Origin of the sequence: Microvirga splendida, from assembly GCF_016427565.1 — a bacterium.
GTDB lineage: Bacteria > Pseudomonadota > Alphaproteobacteria > Rhizobiales > Beijerinckiaceae > Microvirga > Microvirga splendida.
The window spans coordinates 327767-354471 of the sequence record NZ_JAELXT010000001.1 but is presented as its reverse complement, the minus strand read 5'-3'; the positions used below and the strand labels follow the sequence as shown (position 1 = coordinate 354471).

27 protein-coding genes are annotated in these 26705 nt (G+C 66.2%); 11 read left to right on the top strand and 16 right to left on the bottom strand.

Annotation, left to right across the window (positions count from 1 at the left end):
• Positions 1–4 precede the first annotated feature (4 nt).
• Both JAO75_RS01705 and JAO75_RS01700 read left to right on the top strand, forming a co-directional pair.
• Entirely contained in the window at positions 5–1366 is a 1362-nt protein-coding gene (locus tag JAO75_RS01705) for an NAD(P)/FAD-dependent oxidoreductase (RefSeq protein ID WP_199046137.1), read from the top strand.
• 270 nt (positions 1367–1636) lie between these two features.
• Positions 1637–2419 (top strand): MOSC domain-containing protein, encoded by a 783-nt coding sequence (locus JAO75_RS01700; protein WP_199046136.1) that lies wholly within the window; start codon positions 1637–1639, stop codon positions 2417–2419.
• A gap of 227 nt (positions 2420–2646) precedes the next feature.
• On the opposite strand, the gene JAO75_RS01695 is transcribed toward JAO75_RS01700, so the two are convergent.
• The 6 genes from JAO75_RS01695 to JAO75_RS01670 all read right to left on the bottom strand — a co-directional run bounded on the left by JAO75_RS01695 (position 2647) and on the right by JAO75_RS01670 (position 10026).
• Positions 2647–3693 carry a DUF4167 domain-containing protein gene (locus JAO75_RS01695; RefSeq protein ID WP_246742307.1) on the bottom strand — a complete coding sequence of 349 codons (1047 nt, stop codon included), beginning with the start codon at positions 3691–3693 and terminating at the stop codon, positions 2647–2649.
• A 383-nt stretch (positions 3694–4076) separates the two neighbouring features.
• Complete coding sequence (gene prmC / locus JAO75_RS01690; protein ID WP_199046133.1) at positions 4077–4925, bottom strand: peptide chain release factor N(5)-glutamine methyltransferase; 849 nt, start codon at positions 4923–4925, stop codon at positions 4077–4079.
• Positions 4922–5347: a FosX/FosE/FosI family fosfomycin resistance hydrolase gene (gene fosX, locus JAO75_RS01685; protein ID WP_210340130.1), complete on the bottom strand. Its 426-nt coding sequence runs from the start codon at positions 5345–5347 to the stop codon at positions 4922–4924. Before fosX ends, prmC begins: the two co-directional genes overlap by 4 nt.
• Positions 5344–6432, bottom strand: a complete 1089-nt coding sequence (gene prfA / locus JAO75_RS01680) for a peptide chain release factor 1 (protein ID WP_199046131.1) — start codon at positions 6430–6432, stop codon at positions 5344–5346. The genes fosX and prfA overlap by 4 nt, the downstream gene beginning before the upstream one ends.
• Positions 6432–8699 carry a phosphoenolpyruvate--protein phosphotransferase gene (gene ptsP, locus JAO75_RS01675; RefSeq protein WP_199046129.1) on the bottom strand — a complete coding sequence of 756 codons (2268 nt, stop codon included), beginning with the start codon at positions 8697–8699 and terminating at the stop codon, positions 6432–6434. The genes prfA and ptsP overlap by 1 nt, the downstream gene beginning before the upstream one ends.
• A gap of 88 nt (positions 8700–8787) precedes the next feature.
• Positions 8788–10026 carry an aspartate kinase gene (locus JAO75_RS01670; protein ID WP_199046127.1) on the bottom strand — a complete coding sequence of 413 codons (1239 nt, stop codon included), beginning with the start codon at positions 10024–10026 and terminating at the stop codon, positions 8788–8790.
• A gap of 132 nt (positions 10027–10158) precedes the next feature.
• Here JAO75_RS01670 and ubiG point away from each other — a divergent pair, with 132 nt between their 5' ends.
• Positions 10159–10902: a bifunctional 2-polyprenyl-6-hydroxyphenol methylase/3-demethylubiquinol 3-O-methyltransferase UbiG gene (gene ubiG, locus JAO75_RS01665; protein ID WP_199046125.1), complete on the top strand. Its 744-nt coding sequence runs from the start codon at positions 10159–10161 to the stop codon at positions 10900–10902.
• On the opposite strand, the gene nhaA is transcribed toward ubiG, so the two are convergent.
• From nhaA to JAO75_RS01635, 6 genes are all read right to left on the bottom strand, one after another.
• Entirely contained in the window at positions 10871–12091 is a 1221-nt protein-coding gene (gene nhaA, locus JAO75_RS01660) for a Na+/H+ antiporter NhaA (protein ID WP_199046123.1), read from the bottom strand. The two genes, ubiG and nhaA, sit on opposite strands and share 32 nt — an antisense overlap.
• A 102-nt stretch (positions 12092–12193) precedes the next feature.
• Positions 12194–12715, bottom strand: coding sequence for a metallophosphoesterase family protein (locus JAO75_RS01655; protein WP_199046121.1), 522 nt, complete (start codon positions 12713–12715; stop codon positions 12194–12196).
• A gap of 53 nt (positions 12716–12768) precedes the next feature.
• Entirely contained in the window at positions 12769–13215 is a 447-nt protein-coding gene (locus JAO75_RS01650; RefSeq protein WP_199046119.1) for a DUF1178 family protein, read from the bottom strand.
• 44 nt (positions 13216–13259) lie between these two features.
• A complete protein-coding gene (locus tag JAO75_RS01645) occupies positions 13260–14123 on the bottom strand; it encodes a carbon-nitrogen hydrolase family protein (protein WP_199046117.1) in 864 nt (287 codons plus the stop codon).
• A gap of 16 nt (positions 14124–14139) precedes the next feature.
• Positions 14140–14397 carry a glutaredoxin 3 gene (grxC, locus tag JAO75_RS01640; RefSeq protein ID WP_199046115.1) on the bottom strand — a complete coding sequence of 86 codons (258 nt, stop codon included), beginning with the start codon at positions 14395–14397 and terminating at the stop codon, positions 14140–14142.
• A 51-nt stretch (positions 14398–14448) separates the two neighbouring features.
• On the bottom strand, positions 14449–15231 hold the full coding sequence (locus JAO75_RS01635) for a ComF family protein (RefSeq protein ID WP_199046114.1): 783 nt from the start codon (positions 15229–15231) through the stop codon (positions 14449–14451).
• A gap of 99 nt (positions 15232–15330) precedes the next feature.
• On the opposite strand from JAO75_RS01635, the gene JAO75_RS01630 reads away from it, so the two are divergent.
• The 4 genes from JAO75_RS01630 (at position 15331) to JAO75_RS01615 (ending at position 18469) form a co-directional block, all read left to right on the top strand.
• Positions 15331–16209 (top strand): methyltransferase domain-containing protein, encoded by an 879-nt coding sequence (locus JAO75_RS01630; RefSeq protein WP_199046111.1) that lies wholly within the window; start codon positions 15331–15333, stop codon positions 16207–16209.
• A gap of 81 nt (positions 16210–16290) precedes the next feature.
• Positions 16291–16656, top strand: coding sequence for a DUF427 domain-containing protein (locus JAO75_RS01625; RefSeq protein WP_199046109.1), 366 nt, complete (start codon positions 16291–16293; stop codon positions 16654–16656).
• Positions 16657–16877: 221 nt separating this feature from the next.
• Positions 16878–18026 carry an iron-containing alcohol dehydrogenase gene (locus JAO75_RS01620; RefSeq protein WP_199046107.1) on the top strand — a complete coding sequence of 383 codons (1149 nt, stop codon included), beginning with the start codon at positions 16878–16880 and terminating at the stop codon, positions 18024–18026.
• An 8-nt stretch (positions 18027–18034) separates the two neighbouring features.
• Positions 18035–18469: an acyl-CoA thioesterase gene (locus JAO75_RS01615; RefSeq protein ID WP_199046105.1), complete on the top strand. Its 435-nt coding sequence runs from the start codon at positions 18035–18037 to the stop codon at positions 18467–18469.
• Here JAO75_RS01615 and JAO75_RS01610 read toward each other — a convergent pair.
• Complete coding sequence (locus JAO75_RS01610) at positions 18453–19379, bottom strand: DMT family transporter (protein WP_199046103.1); 927 nt, start codon at positions 19377–19379, stop codon at positions 18453–18455. The genes JAO75_RS01615 and JAO75_RS01610 overlap by 17 nt on opposite strands.
• Positions 19380–19387: 8 nt before the next feature.
• The gene (locus JAO75_RS01605; protein WP_199046101.1) at positions 19388–19798 is read right to left on the bottom strand and encodes an NUDIX domain-containing protein; all 411 of its coding nucleotides are present in this window, start codon (positions 19796–19798) and stop codon (positions 19388–19390) included.
• Positions 19799–20002: 204 nt separating this feature from the next.
• Here JAO75_RS01605 and JAO75_RS01600 point away from each other — a divergent pair, with 204 nt between their 5' ends.
• Both JAO75_RS01600 and JAO75_RS01595 read left to right on the top strand, forming a co-directional pair.
• Positions 20003–20380: a hypothetical protein gene (locus tag JAO75_RS01600; RefSeq protein ID WP_199046099.1), complete on the top strand. Its 378-nt coding sequence runs from the start codon at positions 20003–20005 to the stop codon at positions 20378–20380.
• 100 nt (positions 20381–20480) lie between these two features.
• The gene (locus JAO75_RS01595) at positions 20481–20864 is read left to right on the top strand and encodes a hypothetical protein (protein ID WP_199046097.1); all 384 of its coding nucleotides are present in this window, start codon (positions 20481–20483) and stop codon (positions 20862–20864) included.
• Positions 20865–20883: 19 nt separating this feature from the next.
• Here the strand turns inward: JAO75_RS01595 and argJ are convergent, their stop codons facing one another.
• Positions 20884–22125, bottom strand: a complete 1242-nt coding sequence (argJ, locus tag JAO75_RS01590; RefSeq protein WP_199046095.1) for a bifunctional glutamate N-acetyltransferase/amino-acid acetyltransferase ArgJ — start codon at positions 22123–22125, stop codon at positions 20884–20886.
• A gap of 163 nt (positions 22126–22288) precedes the next feature.
• Here argJ and JAO75_RS01585 point away from each other — a divergent pair, with 163 nt between their 5' ends.
• Positions 22289–22501, top strand: a complete 213-nt coding sequence (locus tag JAO75_RS01585) for a hypothetical protein (RefSeq protein WP_199046093.1) — start codon at positions 22289–22291, stop codon at positions 22499–22501.
• A gap of 179 nt (positions 22502–22680) precedes the next feature.
• On the opposite strand, the gene JAO75_RS01580 is transcribed toward JAO75_RS01585, so the two are convergent.
• The gene (locus JAO75_RS01580; protein WP_199046091.1) at positions 22681–23583 is read right to left on the bottom strand and encodes a peptidylprolyl isomerase; all 903 of its coding nucleotides are present in this window, start codon (positions 23581–23583) and stop codon (positions 22681–22683) included.
• A 251-nt stretch (positions 23584–23834) separates the two neighbouring features.
• On the opposite strand from JAO75_RS01580, the gene secA reads away from it, so the two are divergent.
• Positions 23835–26645, top strand: coding sequence for a preprotein translocase subunit SecA (gene secA, locus JAO75_RS01575; RefSeq protein WP_199046089.1), 2811 nt, complete (start codon positions 23835–23837; stop codon positions 26643–26645).
• Positions 26646–26705: the final 60 nt, after the last annotated feature.

The window sequence follows — 26705 nt, the reverse complement described above, 5'->3', positions numbered from 1 at the left end:
CGCCATGACTGCTGACGTGCCGAAGGTTGTGATCGTCGGGGCCGGATTCGGCGGGCTGACGGCCGCTCAGGCGCTCGCCCGCGCTCCGGTGGATGTGACGCTCATCGACCGCCACAACTTTCACTACTTCCAGCCGCTGCTCTACCAGGTCGCCACAGCCGCCCTGTCGCCGGCCGACATCGCCTGGCCGATCCGCAGCATCGTCCGGCGCCAGAAGAACATCACGGTCCTCATGGCGGAGGTCGAAGGCGTGGATCCGCAGGCACGGCTCGTCCATGCCGGCGCGACCGCCGTCCCTTACGATTTCCTCGTCCTCGCCACCGGCGCCACCCATTCCTATTTCGGCCACCCGGAATGGGCCGCCGTCGCGCCGGGGCTGAAGCAGATCGAGGACGCGACGCGCATCCGCCGCAAGGTCCTGCTCGCCTTCGAGGAGGCGGAGCTGATCGACGACCCGGATGAGCAGCGGCGGCTCCTCACCTTCGTGGTGGTGGGCGGCGGCCCCACGGGCGTCGAGATGGCGGGAGCCATCGCGGAGGTGGCCCATTACGCTCTGCCGTCCGAGTTCCGGCGCATCGACCCGCATGCCGCCCGCGTCATCCTCATCGAGGCCGGTCCCCGCCTGCTGCCGACCTTTCCGGAAGACCTCTCGGCCTATGCCGCGCAGGCCCTCGAAAAGATGGGCGTGGAGGTCATGACCTCGGCGCGGGTGACCGATTGCGACGGGCGCGGGGTCGATCTCGAAGCATCGCGGATCGAGGCCGGCACCCTGGTCTGGGCTGCGGGCGTGATCGCCTCCCCGGCCGGCGAGTGGCTCCAGGTGGAGCAGGACCGGGCCGGACGGGTGAAGGTGGGGCCGGATCTCGCGGTGCCCGGCCGCCCCGAGGTCTTCGTCATCGGCGACACGGCGGCGGCCGTGGATGCGGAGGGCAAGACCGTGCCGGGCATCGCGCCGGCCGCCAAGCAGATGGGGGCCTATGTGGCCAAGGTCATCGCCGCGAGGGCGTCGGGCCGCCCGGCCCCGGGACCTTTCCGCTACCGCCACCAGGGCGATCTCGCCACCATCGGCCGCAAGGCCGCTGTGGTGAAGCTCGGCAGCGTTCACCTCACGGGCTTCATCGGCTGGCTGTTCTGGGGCGTCGCCCACGTCTACTTCCTGATCGGCCTGCGCAACCGGGCCGTGGTCGCCTTCACCTGGCTGTGGAACTACCTGACCTACCAGCGCGGCGCCCGCCTCATCGTCGACGGGCCGGGCGGCCAGGAGGAGGCGCGGGCCGAGAAGGCCAAGCCGCAGGCCCCGGCGGTGGAGGCGGGCCGCACCCGCAGCCGGGATCAGGCTCCTGTCGAAGGGACGGACTGGCGCTAGGGCATCGGGCCGGTGATCACCCATTATCACTGGACGAAATTGGCGCGACCAACCCTCTCCCCTCTGCGGGAGAGGGTGGCGAACGGAGTGAGCCGGGAGAGGGGCAGTCCCAGTCGAGCATGGCCCCTCTCCCGACCTGCTGCGCAGGCCACCCTCTCCCGCTAAAGGGGAGAGGGAAAAACAGCGCTCCGTCCGGGATGACGATGGCGGCGAGGAGAATGCGCAATTCCTTCTCTTGCCCCGCTTCCCCACGCGCTTTATCGCTAAGCCATGACCATCCGCATCGCCTCCCTCCAGCGCTATCCCGTGAAGGGCCTCTCGCCCGAGACCCTGTCCTCCGTCACCCTCGCCAAGGGCGACTACTTTCCCGGCGACCGGCTGTTTGCTGTCGAGAACGGGCCGGCGGGCTTCGATGCGGACAACCCGCAGCATCAGCCCAAGATCAAGTTCCTGATGCTGATGCGCAACGAGAGCCTGGCCCGGCTGAAGACCCGCTACGTCGATTCCATCACGACGCTCTTCATCGAGCAGGAGGGACGGGAGGTGGCCCGTGGCGATCTCTCGAGTCAGCAGGGGCGGCTCGCCATCGAGGCGTTCTTCCGCCGCTTCATGCCCAAGGAACTGCGCGGCCCGCCGAAGGTGCTCACCGCGCCCGACGGCTTCCGCTTCACGGATTCCCGGCGTGGCTTCGTGTCCCTCATCAACCTCGCGAGCGTGCGGGCGCTGGAAAACATCGTCGGCGCGCCCGTCGACCCCCTGCGCTTTCGCGGCAACATCCATATCGAAGGCCTCGCGCCCTGGGCTGAGTTCGACCTCGTGGGCAAGGTGCTCTCCGCGCCCTCCGGCCTGCGCCTGAAGGTCACCAAGCGCATTGAACGCTGCGCGGCCACCAACGTGGACCCGGACACGGGCATCCGCGACCTGGAGATCCCGAAAAGCCTGATGAAGGCCTACGGGCACTTCGATTGCGGCATCTATGCCGAGGTGGTTGCCGGCGGCCCGCTCGAAACGGGCGAGGACCTCGAGGCGGAGCAGACGGAGCTGGCTCTGTAGAGGAATGGAGGCGGCCAAGCCGCCTCGGTGTCATCCCCGGCGAGCCGCAGGCGAGGGAAGGGGATCCACCCGCACGCACAGCGCCATGGATTCCCTTCCCCTCCGCTGACGCTTCGGCCGGGAATGACACTGAAGCGATGCCGGCTGCGAAAGCGACAAGATCTTTTCGCCAACAAAAAAGGGAGAGCCTAGCTCTCCCTTTTTCATGTCTCAGGTGCCGGTGTGCCTTACTCGGCGGCCGGGGTTTCGGCCGGATCCGGCGTGAAGCCGCCGTTCTCGGCGTTGGCCGCGTCGATCATCTCCTGGCGGGTGCGGCGGCGGCGGCGCGGACGGGCCGCGGCCTCGTCGTTCGCTGCTTCCTGCATCACCGGTGCGGGAGCCGGAGCCTCCGTCTCGGCGGCCACGGGAGCGGGCGCGCGGACCGGGTTCGTGAGGAAAGCCGGCAGGGTGCCCTGATCGGACGCCTCGTCGTCCCGGCGGCGCTCGCGCGGGAAGCGCTCGCGGCGCTCCGGACGGTCGCCGCGCTCGAAGCGGTCGTTGCGCTCAGGACGATCCTGGCGCTCGGGACGATCCTGGCGCTCGGGGCGCTCGCCCCGGTCCTGGCGGTCGTTCCGGTCGAAGCGGGCAGGGCGCTGTTCATTGCGTTCGGTGCGCTCGCCGTTCTCCGAGCGACCCTCGAAGGGCTGCTCGTCGCGGGGCTGGTAATCCTGGCGCGGGCCGCGCTCACGGGGCTGGAAGCGCTCGCGACGCTCGCCGCGATCCTGGCGGTCACCGCGATCGGGACGATCGCCGCGGTCCTGACGCTCGCCGCGATCCTGACGGTCGTTGCGGTCCTGGCGGTCGAAGCGCGGCTGGCGCTCGGCCCGGTTCTCGTAGGGCTGCGGCTGCGAGCCGAAATCGCCCTCTTCGCCGTTGCCGAAGTCCTGGCCGCCACCCGCACGCTCGAAGCTCGGGCGCTCACCCTGGGTGAAGCCCTCTTCCTCGTTACCGTCCTCATCGAAGGAGCGCTGCTGCTGGTAGCCGTACTGCTCGCGCAGCTGCTCCTGGGCGGCCGCGATGATGCGGAAATAATGCTCGGCGTGCTGGAAGTAGTTCTCGGCCGCCACCGGGTCGCCGCTGGACTGCGCGTCGCGGGCGAGCTGGCTGTATTTCTCGGCGATATGCTGAGCCGTGCCGCGGATCTTCACGTCCGGGCCGTTCGACTCATAGCTCTTCGTCAGGGGATTGGGCCCCTTGTTGTTGTTACTGCGGTTGTTGTTGTTACGACCGCGCATACGCCTGTTTTGTCCTGGTCTCATTTTTCGCTCTACGAGCCTCGCTGGTTCTTAAAAGCCCACGCGATATGCAAGCCAATATTCAACGAACGGGCTCAACGCCCACCGTTCGCGTGGCAAACCGTCTGTCGTTCAGCCACAGCCTTCGAGAGGCTCGGCCATCCTTCAGTGTCGGGTTCAAGTGATCGCGCCAGGCCGTTTCGTTCAAAAGCCCCTGCCTGCGCGATTGATATCGTTTGGTCTTCCGGCATGCCCCCAAGGGGCTGCCGATTTGTTTAGACCGAGGACGATCTCTACCCTGAATCTAGCGGGTTCCTCTCGGTCCAACAAGGGCTATTTCCGACTTTATCCCATCCTGGGACAAGAAAGCCTCACCCAGGCCATCACAATCGCCTCATGGCGATGCAGCGCGGGTTACCCGATAGATCGTGCGCGATCCTCAAGACTTCAAGCCCATGGGAACCGGCCAAGCTTTCTAAATCCTCGGCCTGGTCGTAGCCGATCTCCAGGGCCAGCAGGCCTCCGGGCGCCAGAAGCCGCTCCGCTTCGCCCAAAAGGATCCGGTAGGGCTCCAGCCCGTCCGAGCCGCCGTCGAGGGCGAGCCGCGGGTCGTGCTCGCGCACCTCCTGGTCCAGGGTCGGGATGACCCCGGAGGCGATGTAGGGCGGGTTCGAGACGATCAGGTCGAACCGGCCTGCAATCGCATCGGCCCAGCGGGACAGGGCGAAATGGCAGCGGCTGCCAACCCGGTTTCCAATGGCATTGGCACGGGCTGTCACAAGGGCACCAAAGGACAGGTCGACCCCGAGACCCGTGGCGTTCGGCAGTTCGTGCAGCAGCGCCACCAGGATGCAGCCCGACCCGGTGCCGAAGTCCACGACCTTCAACGGAGCCTGACGGTCGGGAAGCAGGGCGAGCACGGTCTCGACCAGGGTCTCCGTGTCCGGGCGAGGGACCAGGGTCTCCGGGGAGAGGCGGAAGGGCAGGCCCCAGAACTCCCGCTCGCCGACGATCCGGGCCACCGGCTCATGGGCGAGGCGCCTGTTCATGAAGGCGGCGAGGGTGTCAGCCTGCTCCGAGGTAAGAGGAGTGTCAGGCCAGGTGATAAGATCTGTCGCTGAAATGCCAAGGACTGTCAGAAGGAGCAGCCGGGCGTCCAGGGCCGCGGTGTCGAAGCCGGCCTCGGTGAGGGTCCGGCGCAGCTCCTTCAGGGCCTCTGCGCGGGTTTTCAAGGATTCCGGCCCTGCCGGTAGCGCTCCAGCCGCTCCTCCAGGGTGCCGGTGTGGAGCTCGAACAGGTGGTTGTCGTCGTCGTAGAAGTAGAGCGAGTGGCCTTCGCCCTCGACCCGGGGCCGGGACTCGCGGAACTCCAGCCCCAGCGCCTCGATGCGCTGGCGGTAGTCCTCGATGGCGGAGGCCGGGATCTTGAAGGCGACGTGGTTGTAGGTGCGCGTGGCAAGGCTCTCGCCCTCCATCACGGCGATCCAGAGCCCGCCCACATCGAAGAACTTTTCGCGGGAGAGGGAGAAGGTGTCGTCGCCGGACGAGTAGATCTCCCGGCCGCCGAGCGCCCCTTCGATGATGGCGCTCATGCGGGCAAGGTCGCGGGTGATGAGCGTGATGTGGCTGAGGCCTTCGATCCCGCCCTCGATCATGCCGCCTGGTCCTGGGCGGCGAGCTGGGCCGCCTGATGCTCCGTCACCAGGGCGTCGATCAGCTCGTCGAGGGCGTTGCCCACCATCACTTCCTCGAGCTTGTAGAGGGTCAGGTTGATCCGGTGGTCGGTGACGCGCCCCTGAGGGAAGTTGTAGGTGCGGATGCGCTCGGAGCGGTCGCCGGAGCCCACCTGTGCCTTGCGGTCGGCGGCGCGGGCAGCGTCCTTGGCGGTGCGCTCGGCGTCGTAGAGGCGGGCGCGCAGGAGCGCCATGGCGCGGGCGCGGTTCTTGTGCTGGGAGCGCTCGTCCTGAACGAAAACCACCATCCCGCTGGGGATATGGGTGATGCGGATCGCCGACTCGGTCTTGTTGACGTGCTGGCCGCCGGCGCCTTGAGCCCGCATGGTGTCGATCTTCAGGTCCGCATCGTTGATGACGATGTCCACGTCCTCGGCTTCGGGCAGCACGGCGACGGTCGCCGCGGAGGTGTGGATGCGCCCTTGCGTTTCCGTATCCGGCACCCGCTGGACCCGGTGGACGCCGCTCTCGAACTTGAGGCGGGCGAACACGCCCCGGCCCTTGATCTCCGCCACCACTTCCTTGTAGCCGCCCGCCGTGCCCTCGCTCTCGGAGACGATCTCGACCTTCCAGCCCTTCAGGTCCGCGTAGCGGGTGTACATGCGCAGCAGGTCGCCGGCGAACAGGGCCGCCTCGTCGCCGCCGGTGCCGGCGCGGATTTCCAGGATGGCGCTCTTCTCGTCCGCCTCGTCCTTGGGCAGGAGCATGAGGCGCAGGTCCTGGGCGGCTTTCTCCAGGTCTTCCCGGGCCTGCGGCAGCTCCTCTTCGGCGAGCGAGCGCATCTCGGAATCCATCGATGGATCGTCGAGCATGGCCTGGAGGCCCTGCAGGTTGTCCTCCATGGTCCGATAGGCGCGGATGGCCCCCACCACGCCGTCGAGTTCGGCGAGCTCGCGGGAGAGGGCCACGAAGGTTTCAGGATCGGGCCCGGCATTGAGCGTCGCCATGATGATGTCATGGCGGGCGAGAATTGCGTTCAGGCGATCAGAAGGAGGGGCAATCGACATCAGACCGGAATACCATGGGTTTCCGCAAAATGGGCAAGCTTCGGGCGCAGCGTCTGGCCGCCCCCGGCATTCTTCAGTTCATCGCGGATCAGGGCGCTGACCTCGGCGACGTTCATCTCGAGCAGCATGGCCTTCACCGGGCCGATGGCTGCCGGGGACATGGAGAGCGACCGGAAGCCGAGGCCGATCAGGGCCATGGCCTCGAGGGGGCGTCCGCCGATCTCGCCGCAGACCGTCGCCACGCACCCCGCGGCCTCGGCCTGCTCGGCCACCATGTTCAGGGCCCGCAGCATGGGCGCGCTCAAGGGGTCGAAGCGGTCCGCCACGCGCCGGTTCTCCCGGTCGATGGCGAAGAGGAACTGCATCAGGTCGTTGGTGCCCAGCGAGACGAAATCGGCGCTCTCGCAGATTTCCCTGAGCTGGAATAGGAGGGAGGGAACCTCCAGCATGACGCCGAGCTTCAGGTCCGAGGGCAGGGGATGGCCGTGGTTGGCGAGGTGAGCCTTTTCCCGCTCCACGAGCAGCTTGGCGCGCTCGAACTCGTCGCAGGTCGCCACCATGGGGAACATGATCTTCAGGGGCCGTCCGGCCGCCGCCTTGAGGAGGGCGCGGATCTGGGCGCGCAGCAGGCCCGGACGGTCGAGGCCGATGCGGATGGCGCGCCAGCCGAGGGCCGGGTTCTCCTCCTCGACGGACTGCATGTAGGGCAGGATCTTGTCGCCGCCGATGTCGAGGGTGCGGAAGGTGACCGGCCGGTCGCCGGCTTCCGCGAAGACGGTGCTGTAGAGCGCCTGCTGCTCGGAAGCCGAGGGCATCCGCGCGGCGATCATGAACTGCAGCTCCGTGCGGAACAGGCCGACGCCCGCGGCCCCGGTTTCGGCCAGATGCGGCAGGTCGACCACGAGGCCGGCATTGATCTGCAGGGTGACCTCGACCCCGTCCTTGCTCACGGAGGGCACGTCCCGCAGCTTGAGATACTGCTCCTGCCGGCGGGCGCGCAGCCGCGCCTTCTCGGCGTACGCCGCCTCCACGTCCGGATTGGGGCGGATCTGCACCTCGCCCGCGGCGCCGTCGACGATGATGGCATCGCCCGGTTCCGTCAGCGAGGTCGCGTTCGACACCTCGCCGACCGCCGGGATGCCGAGCGCCCGGGCCACGATGGCGATGTGGCTCGTCGGCCCGCCCTCTTCGAGCACGAGGCCGCGCAGGCGCGAGCGGTCGTAGTCGAGGAGGGCCGCCGGGCCCATGGAGCGGGCCACGATGATGGCGTTCTCGGGAAGGTTCTCGCGCTCCATCACGAAATCCCGCCCGACCAGCCGGTGGAGCAGGCGGTTGGCGAGATCGTCGAGGTCGTGCAGGCGCTCGCGCAGGTAGGGATCCGTCTGGCGCAGCATGCGGGCGCGGTTGTCGGACTGCACCCGCTCGACGGCGGCTTCCGCCGTCAAGCCGGAGGTCACCGCCTCGCGCATGCGCCGGAGCCAGCCCTGGTCATGGGCGAACATGCGGAAGGTCTCCAGAACCTCCCGGTGCTCGCCGTGATGGGCGACGTCCCCGCGCTCGATGAGCTCGTCGATGGACAGGCGCACCTCGCCGATGGCCGCATCGAGCCGCTTCAGCTCGGCCTCGATATTCTCGGCGATGAGGTTCTTGACCACCACCCGGGGCTCGTGGAGCACCACATGGCCGAGGCCCACGCCTTCGGCGAGTGCGACGCCCTTCTGGTAGACCGGGCGGCGGAGCGCAATGCCGGTTTCCACCGGGGCCAGGGCCTGCAGCTCGCCCGTGGCGAGCATCTCGGCCACCACCATGGCGGTGGTCTGGAGGGCTTCGACCTCCTCCTCGGTGTAGACCCGGTAGGTGCGGTTCTGGACGACGAGGACGCCCAGCGTGTTGCCCGCGCGCAGCAGGGGCACGCCCAGGAAGGCGTGGTAGACCTCTTCACCCGTCTCCGGCTTATAGGAGAAGGACGGGTGGCTCTGGGCGTCTGACAGGGCGAGCGGCTCGGCGGTCGAGGCGATCAGGCCCACGAGGCCCTCGCCCGAGCGCATGACGGTGAGGTGGACGGCCTCCCGGTTCAGGCCTTCGGTGGCGAAGAGCTCGAGCACGCCGTCGCCGCGCATGACATAGACGGAGCACACCTCCGCCACCATGTTCGCGGCGATCTGGGTGACGATCTTGTCGAGACGGTCCTGCGCCCCGACCGGCTCCGCCATGATCTCGCGGAGGCGGCGCAGCAGGAGGCGCGGACCGCCGGGAGCGCTTGGCATGAGCTTATCTGTTCCCGTCCTTCAAGGGCCGGCAGGGCGGGCCGGCGGCGGCATGGTCACTGTCGCAGCCCGACTGATCCCTCGTCAATCAGGCTTGATCAAGGCCGTATAGCGAGTGGAGCGTGCGAACCGCAAGTTCCGTATAGGCGGATTCGATCAGGACCGAGAATTTGATCTCGGACGTGGTGATCGCCCGGATGTTGATGCCCTTGTCGGCCAAGGCCTTGAAAGCCCGGGCCGCCACGCCCGCATGGCTGCGCATGCCCACGCCGATGGCCGAGACCTTCACCACGTCGGTGGCACCCTGGAGGTCCTGGAAGCGGATCTCGTCCCTGCGGGCGTTCAGGATCGCGCAAGCCCGCTCGTAATCGGCGGTCGGCACTGTGAAGGTCAGGTCCGTGGTGGCCGCGTTGTCGGACACGACCTGAATGATCATGTCCACGTTGATGTTGGCCTCGGCCAGGGGCACGAAGATCGAAGCGGCGATGCCCGGCTTGTCGGCGATGTCCCGCAGCGTGATCTGGGCTTCGTCGCGCGAATAGGCGATGCCCGTGACAATCTGCTGTTCCATGATGTCTTCCTCGTCGCAGATGAGGGTGCCGAGCTTGGGATCGGCAGGGTCGTCGAAGCTGGAGCGCACATAGGTCGGAACGCGGTGCATCATGGCGAGCTCCACCGAGCGCACCTGGAGCACCTTGGCCCCCAGCGAGGCCATTTCCAGCATTTCCTCGTAAGAAACCTTGTCCAGGCGCCGGGCCTTGGGCACGATGCGCGGGTCGGTGGTGTAGACGCCGTCGACATCCGTATAGATGTCGCAGCGCTCGGCCTGAATGGCGGCGGCCAGCGCCACGGCGCTGGTGTCCGAGCCGCCGCGGCCGAGGGTGGTGATGCGGCCCGAGGGCTGATGGACGCCCTGGAAGCCGGACACGACGGCGACTTGCCTATCGTCCGTGAAGCCCTTGACGATGCCGGTGCCATCGATGGCCGCGATGCGGGCCGAGCCATGGGCCTCGGAGGTCATGATCGGGATCTGCCAGCCCTGCCAGGACCGGGCCTTGAGGCCCATTTCCTGCAAGGCGAGGGCGAGGAGACCGGAGGTCACCTGCTCGCCGGAAGCGACGACCACGTCGTATTCCTTGGAATCGTAGAGGGCTGACGCATCCTTGACCCAGCCGACGAGTTCGTTGGTCTTGCCCGCCATGGCGGAGACCACCACGGCCACGTCATAGCCGGCCTCGACCTCGCGTTTCACATGCCGGGCCACGTTGCGGATGCGCTCTACGGTGGCGACGGATGTTCCGCCGAACTTCATCACGAGACGGGGCATGGTCGAAGAGGGCCGTTAAGGGTTCAGGGAAAATTTTGCCCTTCGAGCCGCGAAAGGCGCGTATACATGACGGTAGGGCCGCGCCCTGTCAACGCGCGGGAATCATTTCTTCGTCTAAGGAATCAGGCTTCTATGACCCACGGCGCATCCACCACCATCGACCCCGCCGAGGTCGCCCGTTTCGAGAAGATCGCCGAGACCTGGTGGGACCCAAAAGGCCCCATGAAGGTCCTGCACAAGTTCAATCCGGTGCGCCTGAGCTATATCCGCGACGAGGCCTGCCGCCGCTTCGGGCGCGACCCGCGCTCCGCCCGCTCGCTGGAGGGCATCACCATCCTGGACGTCGGCTGCGGCGGGGGCGTGCTGTCTGAGCCGCTCGCGCGCCTGGGCGCCCGGGTGACGGGGCTCGACCCCGCCCCGACCAACATCTCCGTCGCCCGGCTCCATGCGGAGCGCGCGGGGGTGCCGGTCGAGTATCGCAACGAGACCGTGGAGTCCGTCGTCGCCAAGGCCGAGACCTTCGACATGGTGCTCGCCATGGAGGTGGTGGAGCACGTGGCGGACCGGCAGGCCTTCGTGACGGCCTGCGCCCAGGCGGTGCGCCCCGGCGGCTGCCTCGCCATGGCGACCATCAACCGGACCCTGCGCTCCTTCGCGTCCGCCATCGTGGGAGCCGAGTACATCCTGGGCTGGCTGCCCAAGGGCACCCACGAGTGGGACAAGTTCGTCACCCCGGACGAGTTGACCGACTCGATCCGAACGGCAGGGTTTGCCGTCCATGATCTCGCAGGCGTGACCTACAACCCGTTGCGGGACAGCTGGTCGCTGTCCCGCGATACGGCTGTCAATTATATGCTGCTGGCCTCGAAGGCCTGAGCGGCATCTCCCGCGGGGCGATGCTGAGCAGCACATACCCTGCGACCGCCGACAGGACCGAGCCCATGAGCACGCCGATCTTGGTGGCGTCCCCCAGTTCCGGCTGATCCGGGAAGGCGAGCGCGCCGATGAACAGGCTCATGGTGAAGCCGATGCCGCACAACAGCGCGACGCCATAGCACTGGACCCGTGTCGCGCCCGCCGGGACATCGGCGAGGTTGAGCCTGATCGCGAGCTCCGAGAAGGCATAGACGCCGAGCTGCTTGCCGATGAAGAGCCCCATGGCGATGCCGAGGGGGAGGGGGCTCAGGAGCGCATCCAGGGAGAGGCCCGACAGGGACACGCCCGCATTGGCGAGGCCGAAGATCGGGATGATGGCGTACGCCACGGGCTTGTGCAGGGCATGCTCCAGCCGGTGCAGGGGCGAATCCTCCGCGCGTGTCTCCTTCGGCTTGTCTTGAAGCGGAATTGTGAGCGCGAGGGCGACGCCCGCCAGGGTGGCGTGGATGCCCGATTTCAAAACGAAGAACCAGAGAATGGCACCGACTGCCAGATAAGGCAGGAGCGACGCGATCCCGAAGCGGTTGAAGGCTACCAGCACCACAAGGCACAGGACCGCCGCGCCCAGCATCATCAGCGACAGATCGCTCGTGTAGAACAGGGCGATGATGATGATCGCGCCGAGATCGTCGAGGATCGCCAGCGCCGTCAGGAAGATCTTGAGGGAGGTCGGCACCCTGGTGCCAAGGATCGCCAGAACGCCGAGCGCGAAGGCAATGTCGGTGGCGGCTGGGATCGCCCAGCCCTGGCGCAGATGCGGCTCGTTCCACGTGATGGCGAGATAGACGAGCGCCGGCACGACCATGCCGCCGAAGGCCGCGATGCCGGGCAGCATGCGCCGCGGCCAGGTGGAGAGCTGCCCGTCGAGCATCTCACGCTTGATCTCGAGGCCGACCAGCAGGAAGAACACCGCCATGAGCGCGTCGTTGATCCAGTGCAGGACGCTGAGCCCGAAGACGTAGGTCTTGAGCAGGCCGAAATAAGCGTCGGCCAGGGGCGAGTTGGCGATCGCCAGGGCGATCACCGTCACGCCCATGAGAATAATGCCGCCGGAGGCTTCGCTGTCGAAGAACTTGCGCATCAGCGAGATGCGTCGCGTGGGCCTCAAGTCGCTTTTCGGCAGATCCATCGATGACTCCTTCTGATCGGAGCCGGTCATAAAGCAAAGAATCCTAAGAAAAAGCCACAGGCACATCTCTCCCATCACGAAACCAGGAGCAACTCTGCTGAATCAGACCACCCCGACTGCCATGCGCCGGCGTCGGGTGCCGAGAACCGTCTCGAGCGTGACGGGCCGGTAATCCCAGGCATCCACGCCCACATCGTATTGCAGGGTCTGGGGTTTCAGCTTGCCGTGGGAGTGGCCATGCAGGTCGATCCAGCCGCGGCCCATGTTCTTCCAGGTGCGGAAGGCGTAATGGCACATGACGACCGCCTGCCCGTCGAGCATCAGCTCGGCATAGGCCTGCACGCTCTCCCAGCCCTTGGCGGCAAGGGTCGCCGCGCCGTCGTTGTTGCCGGTGATCAGGTGCTTGCGGCCGTTGAGAAGGGAGAGCAGCTCGTCGATCCGCTCCGGGCGCACATGAAGGGCGAAGTCGCCCAGATGCCAGACCTCGTCGTCGGGCGAGACAACCGCGTTCCAGTTGGCGATGAGCGCCTCGTCATGGTCTGGGATCGTCTTGAACGGACGCTTGTCGATGCGCAGCACCCGGGGGTCGCCGAAATGGGTGTCGCTGGTGAAGAAGACCGCCAAGGAACGCCTCGCGTAAATCCGTTCAGAGGAGGCGTAATCCCCAAGCGTGACGGCTAGTTCCGGTCGTCGGGCACGACCGGCAGGGGCAGCACGTCGATGCCTTCCTCCAGCAATGCCTTGGCTTCGGCGAGATCCGCCTCGCCGTAGATCGACCGCTCCTCCGTCTCGCCGAAATGCATCTTGCGGGCTTCCTCGACGAAGTCCTTGCCCACGTTCTCGGCATTCTTCATTACGTGCTCGCGCAGAGCCCGCAGGGCAGCGCGGATCTCCCGCTCCTTGTCGGAGAGTACCGCCATGGGCTGCGTTTCGGGGCCGGGCGCCTTGGGGGCTTTGTCCGTGCGTGAAACCGAGGGCGCCATGATCTGCTTCTCGACCTTGGCGGAGTTGCAGAACGGGCAGGTCACGAAGCCGCGCTTGCGCTGCGTTTCGAACGCGTCGCTTGAGGGAAACCAGCTCTCGAACTCATGGGCCTGCTCACAGGCCAGGGCGTATTTGATCATGTCCGTGTGAGACGTAAGAATTCAGGCTTCGAAAAGGAAGGGGATCAGGCGGTGGCCGCCCGATCCGTCTCGATGGTGGGAACCACCTCGACCTTGAAGGGGCGGGCGTTCTTGAGGGTCGGGATGCGGCCGCGCACCTCCGTCACGAGGGCCGTGTCGATCTCAGCCAGGAACACGCCGGGCTCCGTGCCGCCTTCGGCCAGAATGCGGCCCCAGGGATCGACGATCAGCGAATGGCCATAGGTTTCGCGCCCGTCCTCGTGCAGGCCCGCTTGCGCGGCCGAGATCATGAAAGAGCCGGTCTCGATGGCCCGGGCCCGGTGCAGCACGTGCCAGTGCGCCTCGCCGGTCTGTTTGGTGAAGGCGGCCGGGGCCGACAGGAAGGAGGCGCCGTTGTCGGCGAGCGCCTTATAGAGGGCGGCGAAGCGCACGTCGTAGCAGATCGTCATGCCGAGATAGCCCCAGGGCGTCTCGGCGGCAACGGCCGAGGCGCCGCCGGTATAGGTGGCCGATTCGCGCCAGCTCTCGCCGTTCGGCAGGTCTACGTCGTAGAGGTGGATCTTGTCGTAGGATGTGATGATCTCGCCATCCCGGTCGATCAGGAAGGCCCGGTTGGCGACCTTGTCACCCTCCTTGACGGCGATGGAGCCGATCTGCACCACGATGCCCCGCTCCCGAGCGACTTGGCGCAGAGCCGCCAGCACCGGATCCTGCGCCTCCGGCCCGACCTTGGAGAACAGCTCCGCCCGGTCGCGGCAGACGAGCGAGGTCATCTCCGGTGTCTGAGCGAAATGGGCGCCCTGGTCGGCAGCCTGGCGCACCAGGGCCACCGCGTCGTCGCGGTTCTTGAGGACATCGCGCCCGGAGCGCATCTGGATGCAGGCGGCGGTGAAGCGGGTCGGGTTCATGGAATTTCAGTCTCCGTCAGGCCTGCAATAAAGGCTCGAGCTGGCCCCTGTCATCAAGATCATACAGGTCATCGCAGCCGCCGACATGCTTTTCGCCGATAAAGATTTGCGGAACGGTGGAGCGGCCCTTGGCCTTCTGGATCATCTCCGCCCTGGCTTCGGGCTTCTTCTCGATGTCGATTTCGGTGAACTCGACGCCCTTCTCGTTGAGAAGCTTCTTGGCGGCCGAGCAATAAGGGCACCAGCTTTTCGTGTAGATCGTGATGGCAGGCATGGTCGGACAATCTCCTGTGGTCGGGAGGATATAGGAAGCTTTACGCCTGCGTCACAACTCCTTCACCACCCGGGCGAAGGCCAGGACGTCGACGGAGGCCGCGCCGCCGCGCAGGAGCGCCCGCGAGGCGGCATTGGCCGTGGAGCCGGTGGTCAGCACGTCGTCGACGAGGAGCACCCGCCTGCCCTTCAGCCGCGCCTTCACTTCGGCGGGGACGCGGAAGGCCCCTTGCAGGTTCTCCTGCCGCTGCGCCTTGGTGAGACCCACCTGCCGGCGGGTGCGCCTGACGCGGGCGAGCAGGAACGGATCGCAGGGCACGCCGCTCTCCGTCGAGACGACCTTGGCGAGAGCCATGGCCTGGTTGAAACGCCGCCACCAAAGCCGCCAGCGGTGGAGCGGCACGGGCACGATCACGTCCGCGTCCGCCAGAAGCTCCGCGCCGGCGCGCGCCATCATGCCGCCAAGGGCCCGGGCGAGTTCCAGCCGGTCGTTGTATTTCAGCCGGTGCACGAGGAGGCTCGCGGTGCCGTCATATTCGGCGACGGCCCGGGCCCGCTGGAACACCGGCGGGTCGGCGATGGCCGCCGGCGAGAGCAGCGGCTGGCCGAGATCGACCGCAAAGGGAGTGCCGAGCCGCTCGCAATAGGGGCGCTCGATGAAGCGCACGCCCGACCAGCAGGAGGCGCAGAGGGTGTGAGGCTCCCCGGTGGCCGCCTGGCAGGCGATGCAGGTGGGCGGGTAGAGGAGGCCCAAGGCCGAGCGCCAGGCCCCCTGCGCCGTCTGGCGAAGGCGGCCGCGGAGTTGGATCGGCTCGGCATCGAGGGGCTCGCTCATGAGCGAAGCTTAGCCGATGAACTGTGCCCTGCCACCTCCCTGCCGGAGAATCAAAAAAGCCTTGGTTCCTGCGCCCGAACACGCCATATCCAGCGCCTCATGAGCACGCCCCTCGTTTTTGATCGTCCCCTCGTCCGCCGCCGCCTCGCCCGCGCGCTGCACCAAGGCTATGCCGACTTCCTGTTGGTCCGCGCCGCCGAAGACCTGGAGGAGCGGCTCTCGACCGTGCTGCGGGAGTTCCCGCTCGCGCTCGACGTGGGCACGCCAACGCCGGCCGCCGCGGAGGCCCTGCGCCGGAGCGGGCGCGCCGGGACGGTGATCCGCCTGTCGCCGGTGCCGGAGCCGGGGAGCGTTCTCGGGGACGAGGAGCGCCTGCCGTTCTCGGGCGAGACTTTCGATCTGGCCGTATCGCTCCTGTCGCTTCATTCCGTGAACGATCTGCCGGGCTCTCTCATCCAGATCCGGCGCGCCCTCAAGCCCGATGGCCTGTTCGTCGGAGCGCTGCTCGGCGGAAGCACCCTCACCGAATTGCGCCAGTCCCTCACGCAGGCGGAATCGGAGGTCGAGGGCGGCGTCAGTCCCCGGGTGGCACCCTTCGCGGATCTGCGCGACATCGGTGGGTTGCTCCAGCGGGCGGGCTTTGCCCTGCCGGTGACGGATTCCGACATCGTTCGCGTGCGTTATGCCACCGCCTTCGCGCTCATGCGCGACCTGCGCCAGATGGGGCTGACCAACGCGCTCAACGACCGCCGGCGGACCCCGCTGCGGCGCGCCACCCTGTTGCGGGCGGCGGAGATCTATGCCGAACGCTTCGGCGAGCCCGACGGGCGGATCCCCGCGACCTTCGAGATCGTCTGGCTCTCCGGCTGGACCCCGCACGAGAGCCAGCAGAAGCCCCTGCGCCCCGGCTCCGCCAAGATGCGCCTGGCCGATGCTCTGGGCGTGAAGGAGGGGGCGCCAAAGCCCGACAAGGATTAGCCGGCCCGCTCGCGCCTTGGGGTGCAACCAGGCCGCCCTATCTTCATTCTCCAGACGATACGTCTTGGAGAAGGAAGCGCCATGAAGGAGCCCGGCCCGGATCATCCGATCACCATCAAGCAGAACCCGAACCGCATCCGGGTCATGCTCGGCGGCTTCATCATCGCGGAGACCACGCAGGCGCTGACCCTGCAGGAGGCGAGCTACCCGCCGGTGCAGTACATCCCGCGCGAGGATGTGCGCATGGATCTCCTGGATTCCACCGACCATCACACCCATTGCCCCTATAAGGGGCAGGCCTCCTATTTCACCGTCAACGGAGGCGGGCTCGTCCGCGAGAACGCGGCCTGGAGCTACGAGGAGCCCTTCCCCTCGGTCGCCGCCATCAGGGAGCATCTCGCCTTCTACCCGAACAAGGTGGACGCCATCGAGGAGTTCACGGAGTAAAGCATTGGACCCAAAAGTGGCAGCCACTTTTGGGTCCAATGCTTCTTCCACATGCTGGCGCATCGTTCGGAGCGGAAAACCGGATCCACTTTTCGCTGACGCGGCCCTCCGGGTCCGCACGATGCGCTAGCGTTCTCCTAAGGGTGTAAGGAATCCGGGTTGCTGCCCCGGCAAGCACGAGGCATCTTCGGCGCACACAAATCCCATCTCGGGAAGCACCTATGTCGCCGTTCACCTTCAACACCGCTCCGTCCCTCGTCTTCGGTTCCGGCAGCATCGCGCGCTTAGGCGAAATCGCCGCCCAGCGTCTCGGACCCCGGGTGGCGCTCGTCACCGATGCGGGCCTTGTGAAGGCCGGGCTCATCGCGCCGGCTCTCCATGCCCTGGAGCAGGCTGGCATTGCCGTCGACGTGTTCGATGCCGTCGTGGCCGATCCGCCGGAAGACGTGGTGCTGGCGGCTGTCGAGAAAGCGAAAGCGTTCGACGCGCGTGCCGTGATCGGCTTCGGCGGAGGCTCCTCCATCGACGTGGCGAAGCTCGTGGCGCTGCTGGCTGCCAGCGGCGAGAGCTTGTCCGACATCTACGGCGTGGGAGTCGCGAAAGGACCGCGCCTGCCGCTGCTGGCCATTCCCACCACGGCAGGCACGGGATCGGAGGTGACGCCGATCTCCATCGTCACCACCGGCGCGCACGAGAAGAAGGGCGTGGTCTCGCCCACGATCATTCCCGACATCGCGCTGCTCGATCCCGATCTCACGCTCGGCCTCCCGCCCCATGTGACGGCGGCCACCGGCATCGACGCCATGGTCCATGCCATCGAGGCTTTCACCTCGACGAGCGCCAACAACAATCCGGTCTCGCAGGCGCTCGCCAGGGAAGCGCTGCGCCTGCTTGGCCGCAACATCGAGCGCGCGGTGCATCAGGGACAGGATGTGGAGGCGCGCTCCGCCATGCTGCTGGGCTCCATGCTGGCGGGCCAGGCCTTCGCCAATTCGCCGGTCGCTGCCGTTCATGCGCTGGCCTACCCCATCGGCGGGCATTTCGGCATTCCGCACGGGCTCTCCAACGCCCTCGTGCTGCCGCACGTGCTGCGGTTCAACGCGAGCGCCTGCGAGGCCGCTTATGCGGAGCTCGCCCCCCATGCTTTCCCGGAACTCGAAGGCCGCGCCACGGGCTCGGCCTTCGTCGAAGCGCTGGCCGATCTTTGCACAAAGGTCGGTCTGCAGCCGCGCCTGCGCGACGTGGGCATCCCGCAGGACGCGGTGCCGATGATGGCCGAGGATGCCATGAAGCAGACCCGGCTGCTCGTGAACAATCCGCGCCCGCTCACCCTCGACGATGCGCGCGCGATTTACGAAGCGGCCTGGTAAGACGCGCTATGACTGATCGCCCTTCTCGCCCCGACCGCTCGGAATTCAAGCTGTTTCGCCCCATCGCTACTCGCTGGATGGATAACGATGCTTACGGGCACGTGAACAATGTGCATTACTACTCGTATTTCGACAGCGCCGTGAACGGCTGGCTTGTCGAGAAAGGGCTGCTCGCCATCACCGAGAGCCCCGTGGTCGGTCTCGTGGTCGAATCGGGCTGCACCTATTTCGAGAGCGTCGCCTTTCCCGATGCGCTGGAGGCCGGGATCGCGGTTTCGCATCTCGGGCGCTCGTCGGTGCGCTACCGAATCGGCATCTTCAGGCAGGGCGCTCAAGCAGCGGCGGCGCAAGGGCACTTCGTCCATGTCTATGTGGACCGAGAAACCCAGCGCCCGGTGGAGATCCCGCCGGAAACCCGCGCGGTGCTCAACGAACTGATCTGAAGCGTCCGCTCAACGACACGAGCGCGACGCCGGACAGCACCACGGCGCCGCCGATCATCTCACGCAGGCCGATGCTCTCGTTGAGGAACAGGAGTGCGAGGATCGTCGTCCAGACCGGCTGGAGATAACCGACCATCGAGGCCCGGGTTGGGCCGGCGCGGCGGATGAGCCGCATGAAGAGCAGGATCGGCAGGGCGGTGGAGACGATGCCCAGCGCCAGCAGCGAAGCCGCACTGTCCGGCACGGCGGCGAAGGCGGACGGGCCGGTGACGACGAGCGCCAGCACGGTTGCCGGAATGGCCGAGCAGATCTGCTGACCGAGAGCGAGGCGGGCCGGGTCCGCCTGCCGGATGGAGCGGACATAGAGGTTCGCGGTGGCATAGCTGAGAGCGGTCGCCACCATGGCCCCTGCGCCCCAGGGACTGATGCCGCTGTCCGGCAGGGCCGCCGGACCGATGAGAATGCCCATGCCCGCAAGGCCGACGAGGACGCCCACGAAGCGCCGCAATGTCAGCCGCTCGTCCGCATAGAGCAGGTGCGACAGAACCGCGACGATGAGCGGCCCCGAGGCCTGGATCATCGCCGCCGGGGCGGTTCCGATCTGGGTCAGCGCATGAGCCACGAGGACATTCGGGATCCAGCCGTTGAGGGCGCCGAGAACCAGCCAATGGTGCCACTGGCCGTTGTCGGGGCGGAGGCTCTTGGCCTGCACGGCGAACCACACGAGGAGGGCCGACGCGCCGATGAGGCCGCGGATCGAGGCCAGCACGAAGGGGTTGATGTTTCCGCTCAGCTTGATGAACAGGAACGAGGTGGACCACAGCATCGAGCAGACGAGGAGGTTCGCCGCCAGAAAAACCGGGGTCGGGGCTGCGGGAAGCGAGGGTGCTTCCCCATGGGCTGTGGACATGCGCGACCTCAGGTCAGGAGATCGACAAGGAAGGGGATCAGCGGCTCGTCGGCCGGCGGCATGGGATAGGAGCGCAGCTCCTGCGGCCTGACCCATTTCAGCCCCTGTCCCTCCAGCGGCTGCACGAAGCCCTCCCAGCGGCGGCAGACATAGAGCGGCATGAGCAGGTGGAAGGTCTCGTAAGCGTAGCTCGCGAAGGTCAGCGGCGCGAGGCAGGGCTCCTTCACGACGATCCCGAGCTCCTCGCGCAGCTCCCGGATCAGCGTCTCCTCCGGCCGCTCGCCCGGCTCCACCTTGCCGCCGGGAAACTCCCACAAACCGGCCAGCTGCTTTCCTTCCGGGCGCTGGGCCAGGAGGATGCGGTTGTCAGTGTCGATCAGGGCGACGGCAACGACGAGGGTGAGCTTGAGAGGGGGCACGTCAAAGATCCGCTGGGCGCGTGAGGGAGTGGCTCAGGGCCGGTCTCTTAGCCTGAAACTCGGGGCGGAGCGAATTGAATCTCTCGTGCGCTATGGCACAGGTTCCGCTTGAGTGTCCGATTCACCTTCTTGCCGAAACTGCCTCCCAGCATCAATCAATGTATGTTACTCAATTGCATGACTGACAACGCCAAGAGTCTTCCAATGAGCAAATATGTTTCCCTCGTTGCCGCAAGCATCATCGGATGTGTGGCATTTGCCTCCGACGCGCTCGCCCAAAACTGCTCGGGGGCCCCGGTTTACTTCACCGGCGAGATCTCCGAAGTTGAGGGCCCACTGACCGTGAAGGCCGGTAAGGGCTGCCTTTTCGGCCTCGACGGTATTCCAGGCGCGCTTACCGAAACAGTAATCTCGCAGAAGCCAAAGATCGGCAGAGCCGGTGTAGAGGGCCTCAAACCCTACTACCTTGCCAAACCCGGGTACCAAGGGCCTGACGAATTCGCCTACACGTTCATCGGACAAGGGCGGTATGGCGGACCGATGCGGGTGACCATCCGGAGGAAGATTACGGTCGTTCCCTAACCGGACTGAGTGCCAAAAGAACTTATCCAGTTCCAGTTGGTCGAATACGTCTAATCGAAATTATATCAAATAAAAAGTACAGCACAGCTTGCGGGGGCTTATGCAAAAAATCGTTGTTATCGCGACTTTGATTTTCCTGTTTCATCCGATTGACGATGCGCAGGCACAACTCATTCAGGGCAAAAACTGCTCCTATCCTGCTTTCCGAACCGCGCAGGGTCAAACGACTGATCTGGAGATGACGGTTAAAGCCGGGAAAGCATGCAGAATTACTTTGGGTGGTTCGCTTTCTGCTATCTCCGAGGCGCGCATCCTAAACAAGGCGTCCGTTGGATCTGCTACTGCGCAAGGAACAGCCGTGGTCTATGCGGCAAAGGCTGGCTTTGCAGGTTCCGACCAGTTTACGTGGGCCTGGGTCGGGCAAGACCGGTGGGGCAATGACACGACCTGGCCGGTTCAGGTCACTGTCAAAGTCATTCCTTAGCCGCTCAGGCGGAGCCCCATCAGCTCCGGTAATCGCCGTTGATCTCCACATAGGCCTTGGTCAGGTCGCAGGTCCAGGCGGTCGCCTCGCCGCGGCCGAGGCCGAGATCGAGCCGGATCGTGATCTCGTCGCCCTTCATGTAGCTGGAGGTCTTCGCCTCGTCGTAGTCCGGATCGCGGGCGCCCTTCACGGCCACCCGGATATCGCCGAACCAGATCGCGAGCTTGTCGCGCTCGGCGGGCTCGCCCGCCTTGCCCACCGCCATGACCACGCGGCCCCAGTTGGCGTCCTCGCCGGCCACCGCGGTCTTCACCAGGGGTGAATTGGCGATCGCCATGGCGATGCGCTTGGCCGAGGTCGCGCCCGTGGCGCCCGTCACCTTCACGGTCACGAACTTGCGCGCGCCCTCGCCGTCGCGGGCAACCTGCTGGGCCAAGTCACACAGGAGGTTCTCGAGCGCCGCACGGAACTCCTTGAGGCGCCGGTCGCTCGGCAGAGAAATCGTGGGTGCTCCCTTGGCCGCGGCCGTTCCGGTGGCGAAGAAGAGCAGCGTATCGGACGTGGAGGTGTCGCTGTCCACCGTCACGCAGTTGAAGCTCTTGTCGGCACCCTTCTTCAGAAGCGTCTGCAGCACCGGCGCGGCGATGGGCGCGTCGGTGAACACGAAGGAGAGCATGGTGGCCATGTCGGGGGCGATCATGCCGGCGCCCTTGGCGATGCCGTTGATCGTCACGTCGACGCCGCCGATCTTGGCCGTGCGGGTCGCCACCTTCGGGAAGGTGTCGGTGGTCATGATGGCCTTGGCCGCATCGGTCCAGCCGGTGGGCTTCGCCTTCTTCTCGCAGGCGCTCAGCACGCCCTGGAACTTGCTGGCGTCGAGGGGCTCGCCGATGACGCCCGTGGAGGCGATGAACACCTGCGAGGCGCGGCAGCCCGCGGCTTCTGCGGCGATGTCGGCGGTGAGCTTCACCGCTTCCGCGCCCTTCTTGCCGGTAAAGGCATTGGCGTTGCCCGAGTTCACCACCAGCGCCCGCGCCGTGCCCTTCGCCAAATTCTTGCGGCACCAGTCGACCGGGGCTGAGGGGCACTTGGAGCGGGTGAAGACGCCCGCCACAGCCGTGTCCTTGGGCAGCGTCACATAGAGCACGTCCGTCCTGTTCCTGTATCGGATGCCGGCTTCCGCGGTGGCGATCCTGACGCCCTCGAGGGCGGGAAGCGTCGGGAACGACGTGGGCGCGAGCGGAGACACGGTCTTGGACATGGAGGACTCGGACAAGAGCTGTGGGGATACGACGTTGCGAGCGCGACCTGTGGTTTTTTAAGGCTTTTTGTCAAGTGCAAGCTTCACGGAACGTCATTGTCACGGAGCGGAACGACGCTTCGCCCGCGCCGTTGACGCGGTCTGACAACAATGGAGGCCTTCCGTGACAGGCAAGCACCCCAAGACCCAACCCCAGGACCGTCCCCGCAGCGATCTCGCCGTCGACCCGGGCATCGGCCGGTCGAAAGGCTCCACCATGGCCGGCGAGGACCCCCGCGACCTCGACGGCGGCTCGACATTCCAGGGCGACGTGGAGAACCAGACCAACCGTGAGGGTGGTGTCGATCCGGGCCGGATGGGTCGGACGAACAAGTGACATTGCCCCATCGGGCATTGTCATCCCCGGCGGTCCGCAGGACCGGGAAGGGGATCCATGAACACGTTCGGCGCCATGGATTCCCTTCCCCTCCGCTTCGCTCCGGCCGGGAATGACACGCTGGAAAGAAAAAGGGCGGCCCTGAAGGCCGCCCTGAACTTTTCTGAAGCTGAAAACCCTTACGGCTGCTTCTGCTCGACCAGGTTGCCCTTGTCGTCCAGGCGCTCGATCTTGGCATCCTTACGCAGGCCGAGGATCAGGTCCTGCTGGGCCTTGCGGGCAAGGTAGGCTTCCACCTGGTCCTTGGTTTCCTCGAAAGTCGGCGCCGGCTTGCTGCGCTTTTCCTCGACCTTGATCACGTGCCAGCCGAACTGGCTCTTGACGGGGTCGGAGATCTGGCCGGGCTCGAGCTTGAAGGCGGCTTCGGCGAAGGGCTCGACCATGCGGTCCTTGGTGAAGAAGCCGAGATCGCCGCCGTCGGTCTTGGAGCCCGGGTCCTTGGAAACCTCGCCGGCCACCTTGGCAAAATCCTCGCCGCCCTTCACGCGGGCCGCGATCTTCTTCGCCTCCTCCTCGTTCTCCACCAGGATGTGACGGGCCCGGACCTCCTGCTCGGCCGGCACGCTCTTGACGGTCTCCTCATAGAGCTTGCGGGCGGCCTCCGCGGTCACGGCCTTCTTGGCCTCCTGCTCCAGGTACTGGTCGAGCAGGGTCTTGTCCCGGTTGTAGGCGAGCTTGCGGGCGAATTCGGCGCCGCTGCCGACCTTGGCGGCCTCGGCCGCCTTGGCGCCGAGCTTGAGGTCGATCATGTAGCCGATGAGCAGGTCCCGCTTCTGTTCGTCGGGAATGTTGGGCATCTGCAGGGCCGAATCCTCGGCCGCGATGGCAAGATCGCCTTCCGTGATCTCGATTCCGTTGACGCGGGCGACCACCTTGGCGGGATCGACGGCGGGAACCGTCGCGGGCGACGTGGCCGGGGCCGCAGGCGTTGCGGGGGTCTGGGCGAGGGCGGCGCCGGCCAGGAGCGGCAGGGCGGCGCCGAGGGAGAGAAGGCTCTTCCGGAGCGTGAGTGAGCGATTCATTGTGTTTCCTCTGGTGAGCGTGATCGCCCACGGGCAGCGACGATCAGATGGCCGAATGTGTTTACGTTTGCAAGTAATGGCATATTTATGTCACAGCATCGCCGCTCGCAGGGTCTTGAACGGCCCTGCCGGGTGCCCCCTTGAGGCTGCGCCATTAAAGGCACAGCCTTTAAGATGCGCTCTGGCATAATTAGGTCTATAAGGCGGCGCAAACGCCCCTTGTCTCTTTACGGAATTTTCGAAGGCTCCCGATGTTCGGTTCTCTCGCGAAGAAAATCTTTGGCTCGGTCAACGATCGCCGGCTGAAGTCCTACCGGCCCAAGGTCGCGGCCATCAACGCGATGGAGGCCGAGCTGGAGGCCCTGTCCGACGATCAGCTCCGCGCCCGCACGGAGGACTTCAAGGCTCAGCTTGCAGCCGGCAAGACCCTGGACGATATCCTGGTCCCGGCCTTTGCCACCGTCCGCGAGGCGGCCAAGCGGACCCTCGGCCAGCGCCACTTCGACGTGCAGCTCATCGGCGGCATGGTCCTCCACGAGGGCTCGATCGCCGAAATGCGGACCGGTGAGGGCAAGACCCTGGTGGCGACGCTGCCGGTCTACCTGAACGCCCTCTCCGGCAAGGGCGTCCACGTGGTCACGGTGAACGATTACCTCGCCAAGCGCGACTCGGAGTGGATGGGCCAGATCTACCGCTTCCTGGGAATGTCGGTGGGCGTCATCGTCCACGGGCTCGACGATGCGGAGCGCGCCCAGGCCTATGCGTCCGACATCACCTACGGGACCAACAACGAATACGGCTTCGATTATCTCCGCGACAACATGAAGTACGAGATGGCGCAGATGGTCCAGCGGGGCCACAACTTCGCCATCGTGGACGAGGTGGACTCGATCCTGGTCGACGAGGCCCGCACGCCGCTCATCATTTCCGGCCCGCTCGATGACCGCTCCGAACTCTACAACGCCATCGACGTGGTGATCCCGCGCCTCGACAAGAGCGACTACGAGCTCGACGAGAAGCAGCGCTCCGTTTCGCTGACCGAAGACGGCACCGAGAAGATCGAGGGGCTGCTGCGGGAAATCGGCCTTCTCAAGGAGGGCGACCTTTACGACGCCCAGAACGCGACCCTGGTCCATCACATGAACCAGGCGCTGCGCGCCCACACCCTGTTCCAGCGCGACAAGGATTACATCGTCCGCAACGGCGAGGTAGTCATCATCGACGAGTTCACCGGCCGCATGATGCAGGGCCGGCGCTATTCGGAGGGCCTGCACCAGGCACTCGAGGCCAAGGAGAAGGTCCAGGTCCAGCCTGAGAACCAGACGCTCGCCTCCATCACGTTCCAGAACTACTTCCGCCTCTACGACAAGCTCGGCGGCATGACCGGCACGGCGGCCACCGAAGCCGACGAGTTCATGGAGATCTACAATCTCGAGGTGGTCGAGATCCCGACCAACCGCCCGGTCTCCCGCATCGACGACGACGACGAGGTCTACCGCACCGTCGAGGAGCGCTATCAGGCGGTGATCCGCGACATCGAGGAATCCTCGGCCAAGGGCCAGCCGATCCTGGTGGGCACCACCTCGATCGAGAAGTCCGAGCATCTGGCCGAGCTCCTGATCAAGGACGGCTACACCCTGATCGACTTCGAGAACCCGCAGGCGCTCGAGCCCCTTTACCGCGACGCCCGTGCCGGGCGCGGCACCAAGCACTTCGCGGTGCTCAACGCCCGCTTCCACGAGCAGGAGGCCTTCATCGTCGCCCAGGCCGGCGTGCCGGGCGCGATCACGATTGCCACCAACATGGCCGGCCGCGGCACCGACATCCAGCTTGGCGGTAACGCCAAGATGCGCATCGAGCGCGAGCTTGTCGGCGTCGAAGGCGAGGAGCGCGCCCGCCGCGAGAAGGAGATCCTCGACGAGGTGGCGTCCTTCAAGGAGAAGGCGCTGGCCGCCGGCGGCCTCTACGTGCTCGGCACCGAGCGCCACGAGTCGCGGCGCATCGACAACCAGCTGCGCGGCCGCTCCGGCCGCCAGGGCGATCCCGGCCGCTCCAAGTTCTACCTGTCGCTTCAGGACGACCTGATGCGCATCTTCGGCTCCGACCGCATGGACGGCATGCTGCAGAAGCTCGGCCTGAAAGAGGGCGAGGCCATCATCCACCCGTGGATCAACAAGGCCATTGAGCGGGCGCAGGCGAAGGTCGAGGCGCGCAACTTCGACATCCGCAAGAACATCCTGAAATACGACAACGTCATGAACGACCAGCGCAAGGTCGTGTTCGAGCAGCGCAAGGAGTTCATGGCCCAGGAGAGCGTGCGCGAGACCATCGACGACATGCGCCATGGGGTGATCGAGGACATCGTCGCCCGCGCGATCCCCGAGCAGGCCTATGCCGAGCAGTGGGATGTCGAGGGCCTGAAGAACAACGTTATCAACTTCCTCAACCTCGATCTGCCGATCGAGGAATGGGCGAAGGAAGAGGGCATCGCCGACGATGAGATCCGCGAGCGCATCACCAAGGCGGCCGACGAGGCCTATGCCCAGCGCATCGAGGCGAATTCCGCCGAGGTCATGGACTACGTGGAGAAGCAGGTTCTGCTGCAGAGCCTGGATCACCTCTGGCGCGAGCACCTCGTGACCCTCGACCACCTGCGCCAGGTCATCGGTTGGCGTGGGCTCGCCCAGCGCGATCCGCTCAACGAATACAAGTCGGAGGCCTTCGAGCTGTTCAACGGTCTGATCGGCCATCTGCGCGAGCAGGTGACGGGCCAGCTCATGCGCATCCAGGTGGTGTTCCAGCAGCCGGAGCCGCAGGAATTGCCGCCCATGTTCGCCCAGCACCTCGATCCCGCCACCGGCGAGAACGAGTTCGACAGGCCTCAAGGCGGCGCCCTCGGAGCCGGACCGGCGCTTGGTTTTGCGGCCGCAGCAGCCACCGAGCCGACGCCGTCCCGCGATCCGAACGACCCCGCCAGCTGGGGCCGCGTCAGCCGCAACGAGCCCTGCCCGTGCGGCTCGGGCAAGAAGTTCAAGCACTGCCACGGGCAGTTCGTGGCTTAAAGCCGCCACACGCTGAAACCATACCGTGAAAAGCCCGGCCTCATGGCCGGGCTTTTTCTG

Bases quoted from the DNA above. Each gene is read 5' to 3' on its own strand.
- JAO75_RS01705 (WP_199046137.1), top strand. From the start codon at position 5: ATGACTGCTGACGTGCCGAAGGTTGTGATCGTCGGGGCCGGATTCGGC.
- JAO75_RS01700 (WP_199046136.1), top strand. From the start codon at position 1,637: ATGACCATCCGCATCGCCTCCCTCCAGCGCTATCCCGTGAAGGGCCTC.
- JAO75_RS01695 (WP_246742307.1), bottom strand. From the start codon at position 3,693: ATGCGCGGTCGTAACAACAACAACCGCAGTAACAACAACAAGGGGCCC.
- fosX (WP_210340130.1), bottom strand. From the start codon at position 5,347: ATGATCGAGGGCGGGATCGAAGGCCTCAGCCACATCACGCTCATCACC.
- prfA (WP_199046131.1), bottom strand. From the start codon at position 6,432: ATGTCGATTGCCCCTCCTTCTGATCGCCTGAACGCAATTCTCGCCCGC.
- ptsP (WP_199046129.1), bottom strand. From the start codon at position 8,699: ATGCCAAGCGCTCCCGGCGGTCCGCGCCTCCTGCTGCGCCGCCTCCGC.
- JAO75_RS01670 (WP_199046127.1), bottom strand. From the start codon at position 10,026: ATGCCCCGTCTCGTGATGAAGTTCGGCGGAACATCCGTCGCCACCGTA.
- ubiG (WP_199046125.1), top strand. From the start codon at position 10,159: ATGACCCACGGCGCATCCACCACCATCGACCCCGCCGAGGTCGCCCGT.
- nhaA (WP_199046123.1), bottom strand. From the start codon at position 12,091: ATGGATCTGCCGAAAAGCGACTTGAGGCCCACGCGACGCATCTCGCTG.
- JAO75_RS01650 (WP_199046119.1), bottom strand. From the start codon at position 13,215: ATGATCAAATACGCCCTGGCCTGTGAGCAGGCCCATGAGTTCGAGAGC.
- JAO75_RS01645 (WP_199046117.1), bottom strand. From the start codon at position 14,123: ATGAACCCGACCCGCTTCACCGCCGCCTGCATCCAGATGCGCTCCGGG.
- grxC (WP_199046115.1), bottom strand. From the start codon at position 14,397: ATGCCTGCCATCACGATCTACACGAAAAGCTGGTGCCCTTATTGCTCG.
- JAO75_RS01635 (WP_199046114.1), bottom strand. From the start codon at position 15,231: ATGAGCGAGCCCCTCGATGCCGAGCCGATCCAACTCCGCGGCCGCCTT.
- JAO75_RS01630 (WP_199046111.1), top strand. From the start codon at position 15,331: ATGAGCACGCCCCTCGTTTTTGATCGTCCCCTCGTCCGCCGCCGCCTC.
- JAO75_RS01625 (WP_199046109.1), top strand. From the start codon at position 16,291: ATGAAGGAGCCCGGCCCGGATCATCCGATCACCATCAAGCAGAACCCG.
- JAO75_RS01620 (WP_199046107.1), top strand. From the start codon at position 16,878: ATGTCGCCGTTCACCTTCAACACCGCTCCGTCCCTCGTCTTCGGTTCC.
- JAO75_RS01615 (WP_199046105.1), top strand. From the start codon at position 18,035: ATGACTGATCGCCCTTCTCGCCCCGACCGCTCGGAATTCAAGCTGTTT.
- JAO75_RS01610 (WP_199046103.1), bottom strand. From the start codon at position 19,379: ATGTCCACAGCCCATGGGGAAGCACCCTCGCTTCCCGCAGCCCCGACC.
- JAO75_RS01600 (WP_199046099.1), top strand. From the start codon at position 20,003: ATGAGCAAATATGTTTCCCTCGTTGCCGCAAGCATCATCGGATGTGTG.
- JAO75_RS01595 (WP_199046097.1), top strand. From the start codon at position 20,481: ATGCAAAAAATCGTTGTTATCGCGACTTTGATTTTCCTGTTTCATCCG.
- argJ (WP_199046095.1), bottom strand. From the start codon at position 22,125: ATGTCCAAGACCGTGTCTCCGCTCGCGCCCACGTCGTTCCCGACGCTT.
- JAO75_RS01580 (WP_199046091.1), bottom strand. From the start codon at position 23,583: ATGAATCGCTCACTCACGCTCCGGAAGAGCCTTCTCTCCCTCGGCGCC.
- secA (WP_199046089.1), top strand. From the start codon at position 23,835: ATGTTCGGTTCTCTCGCGAAGAAAATCTTTGGCTCGGTCAACGATCGC.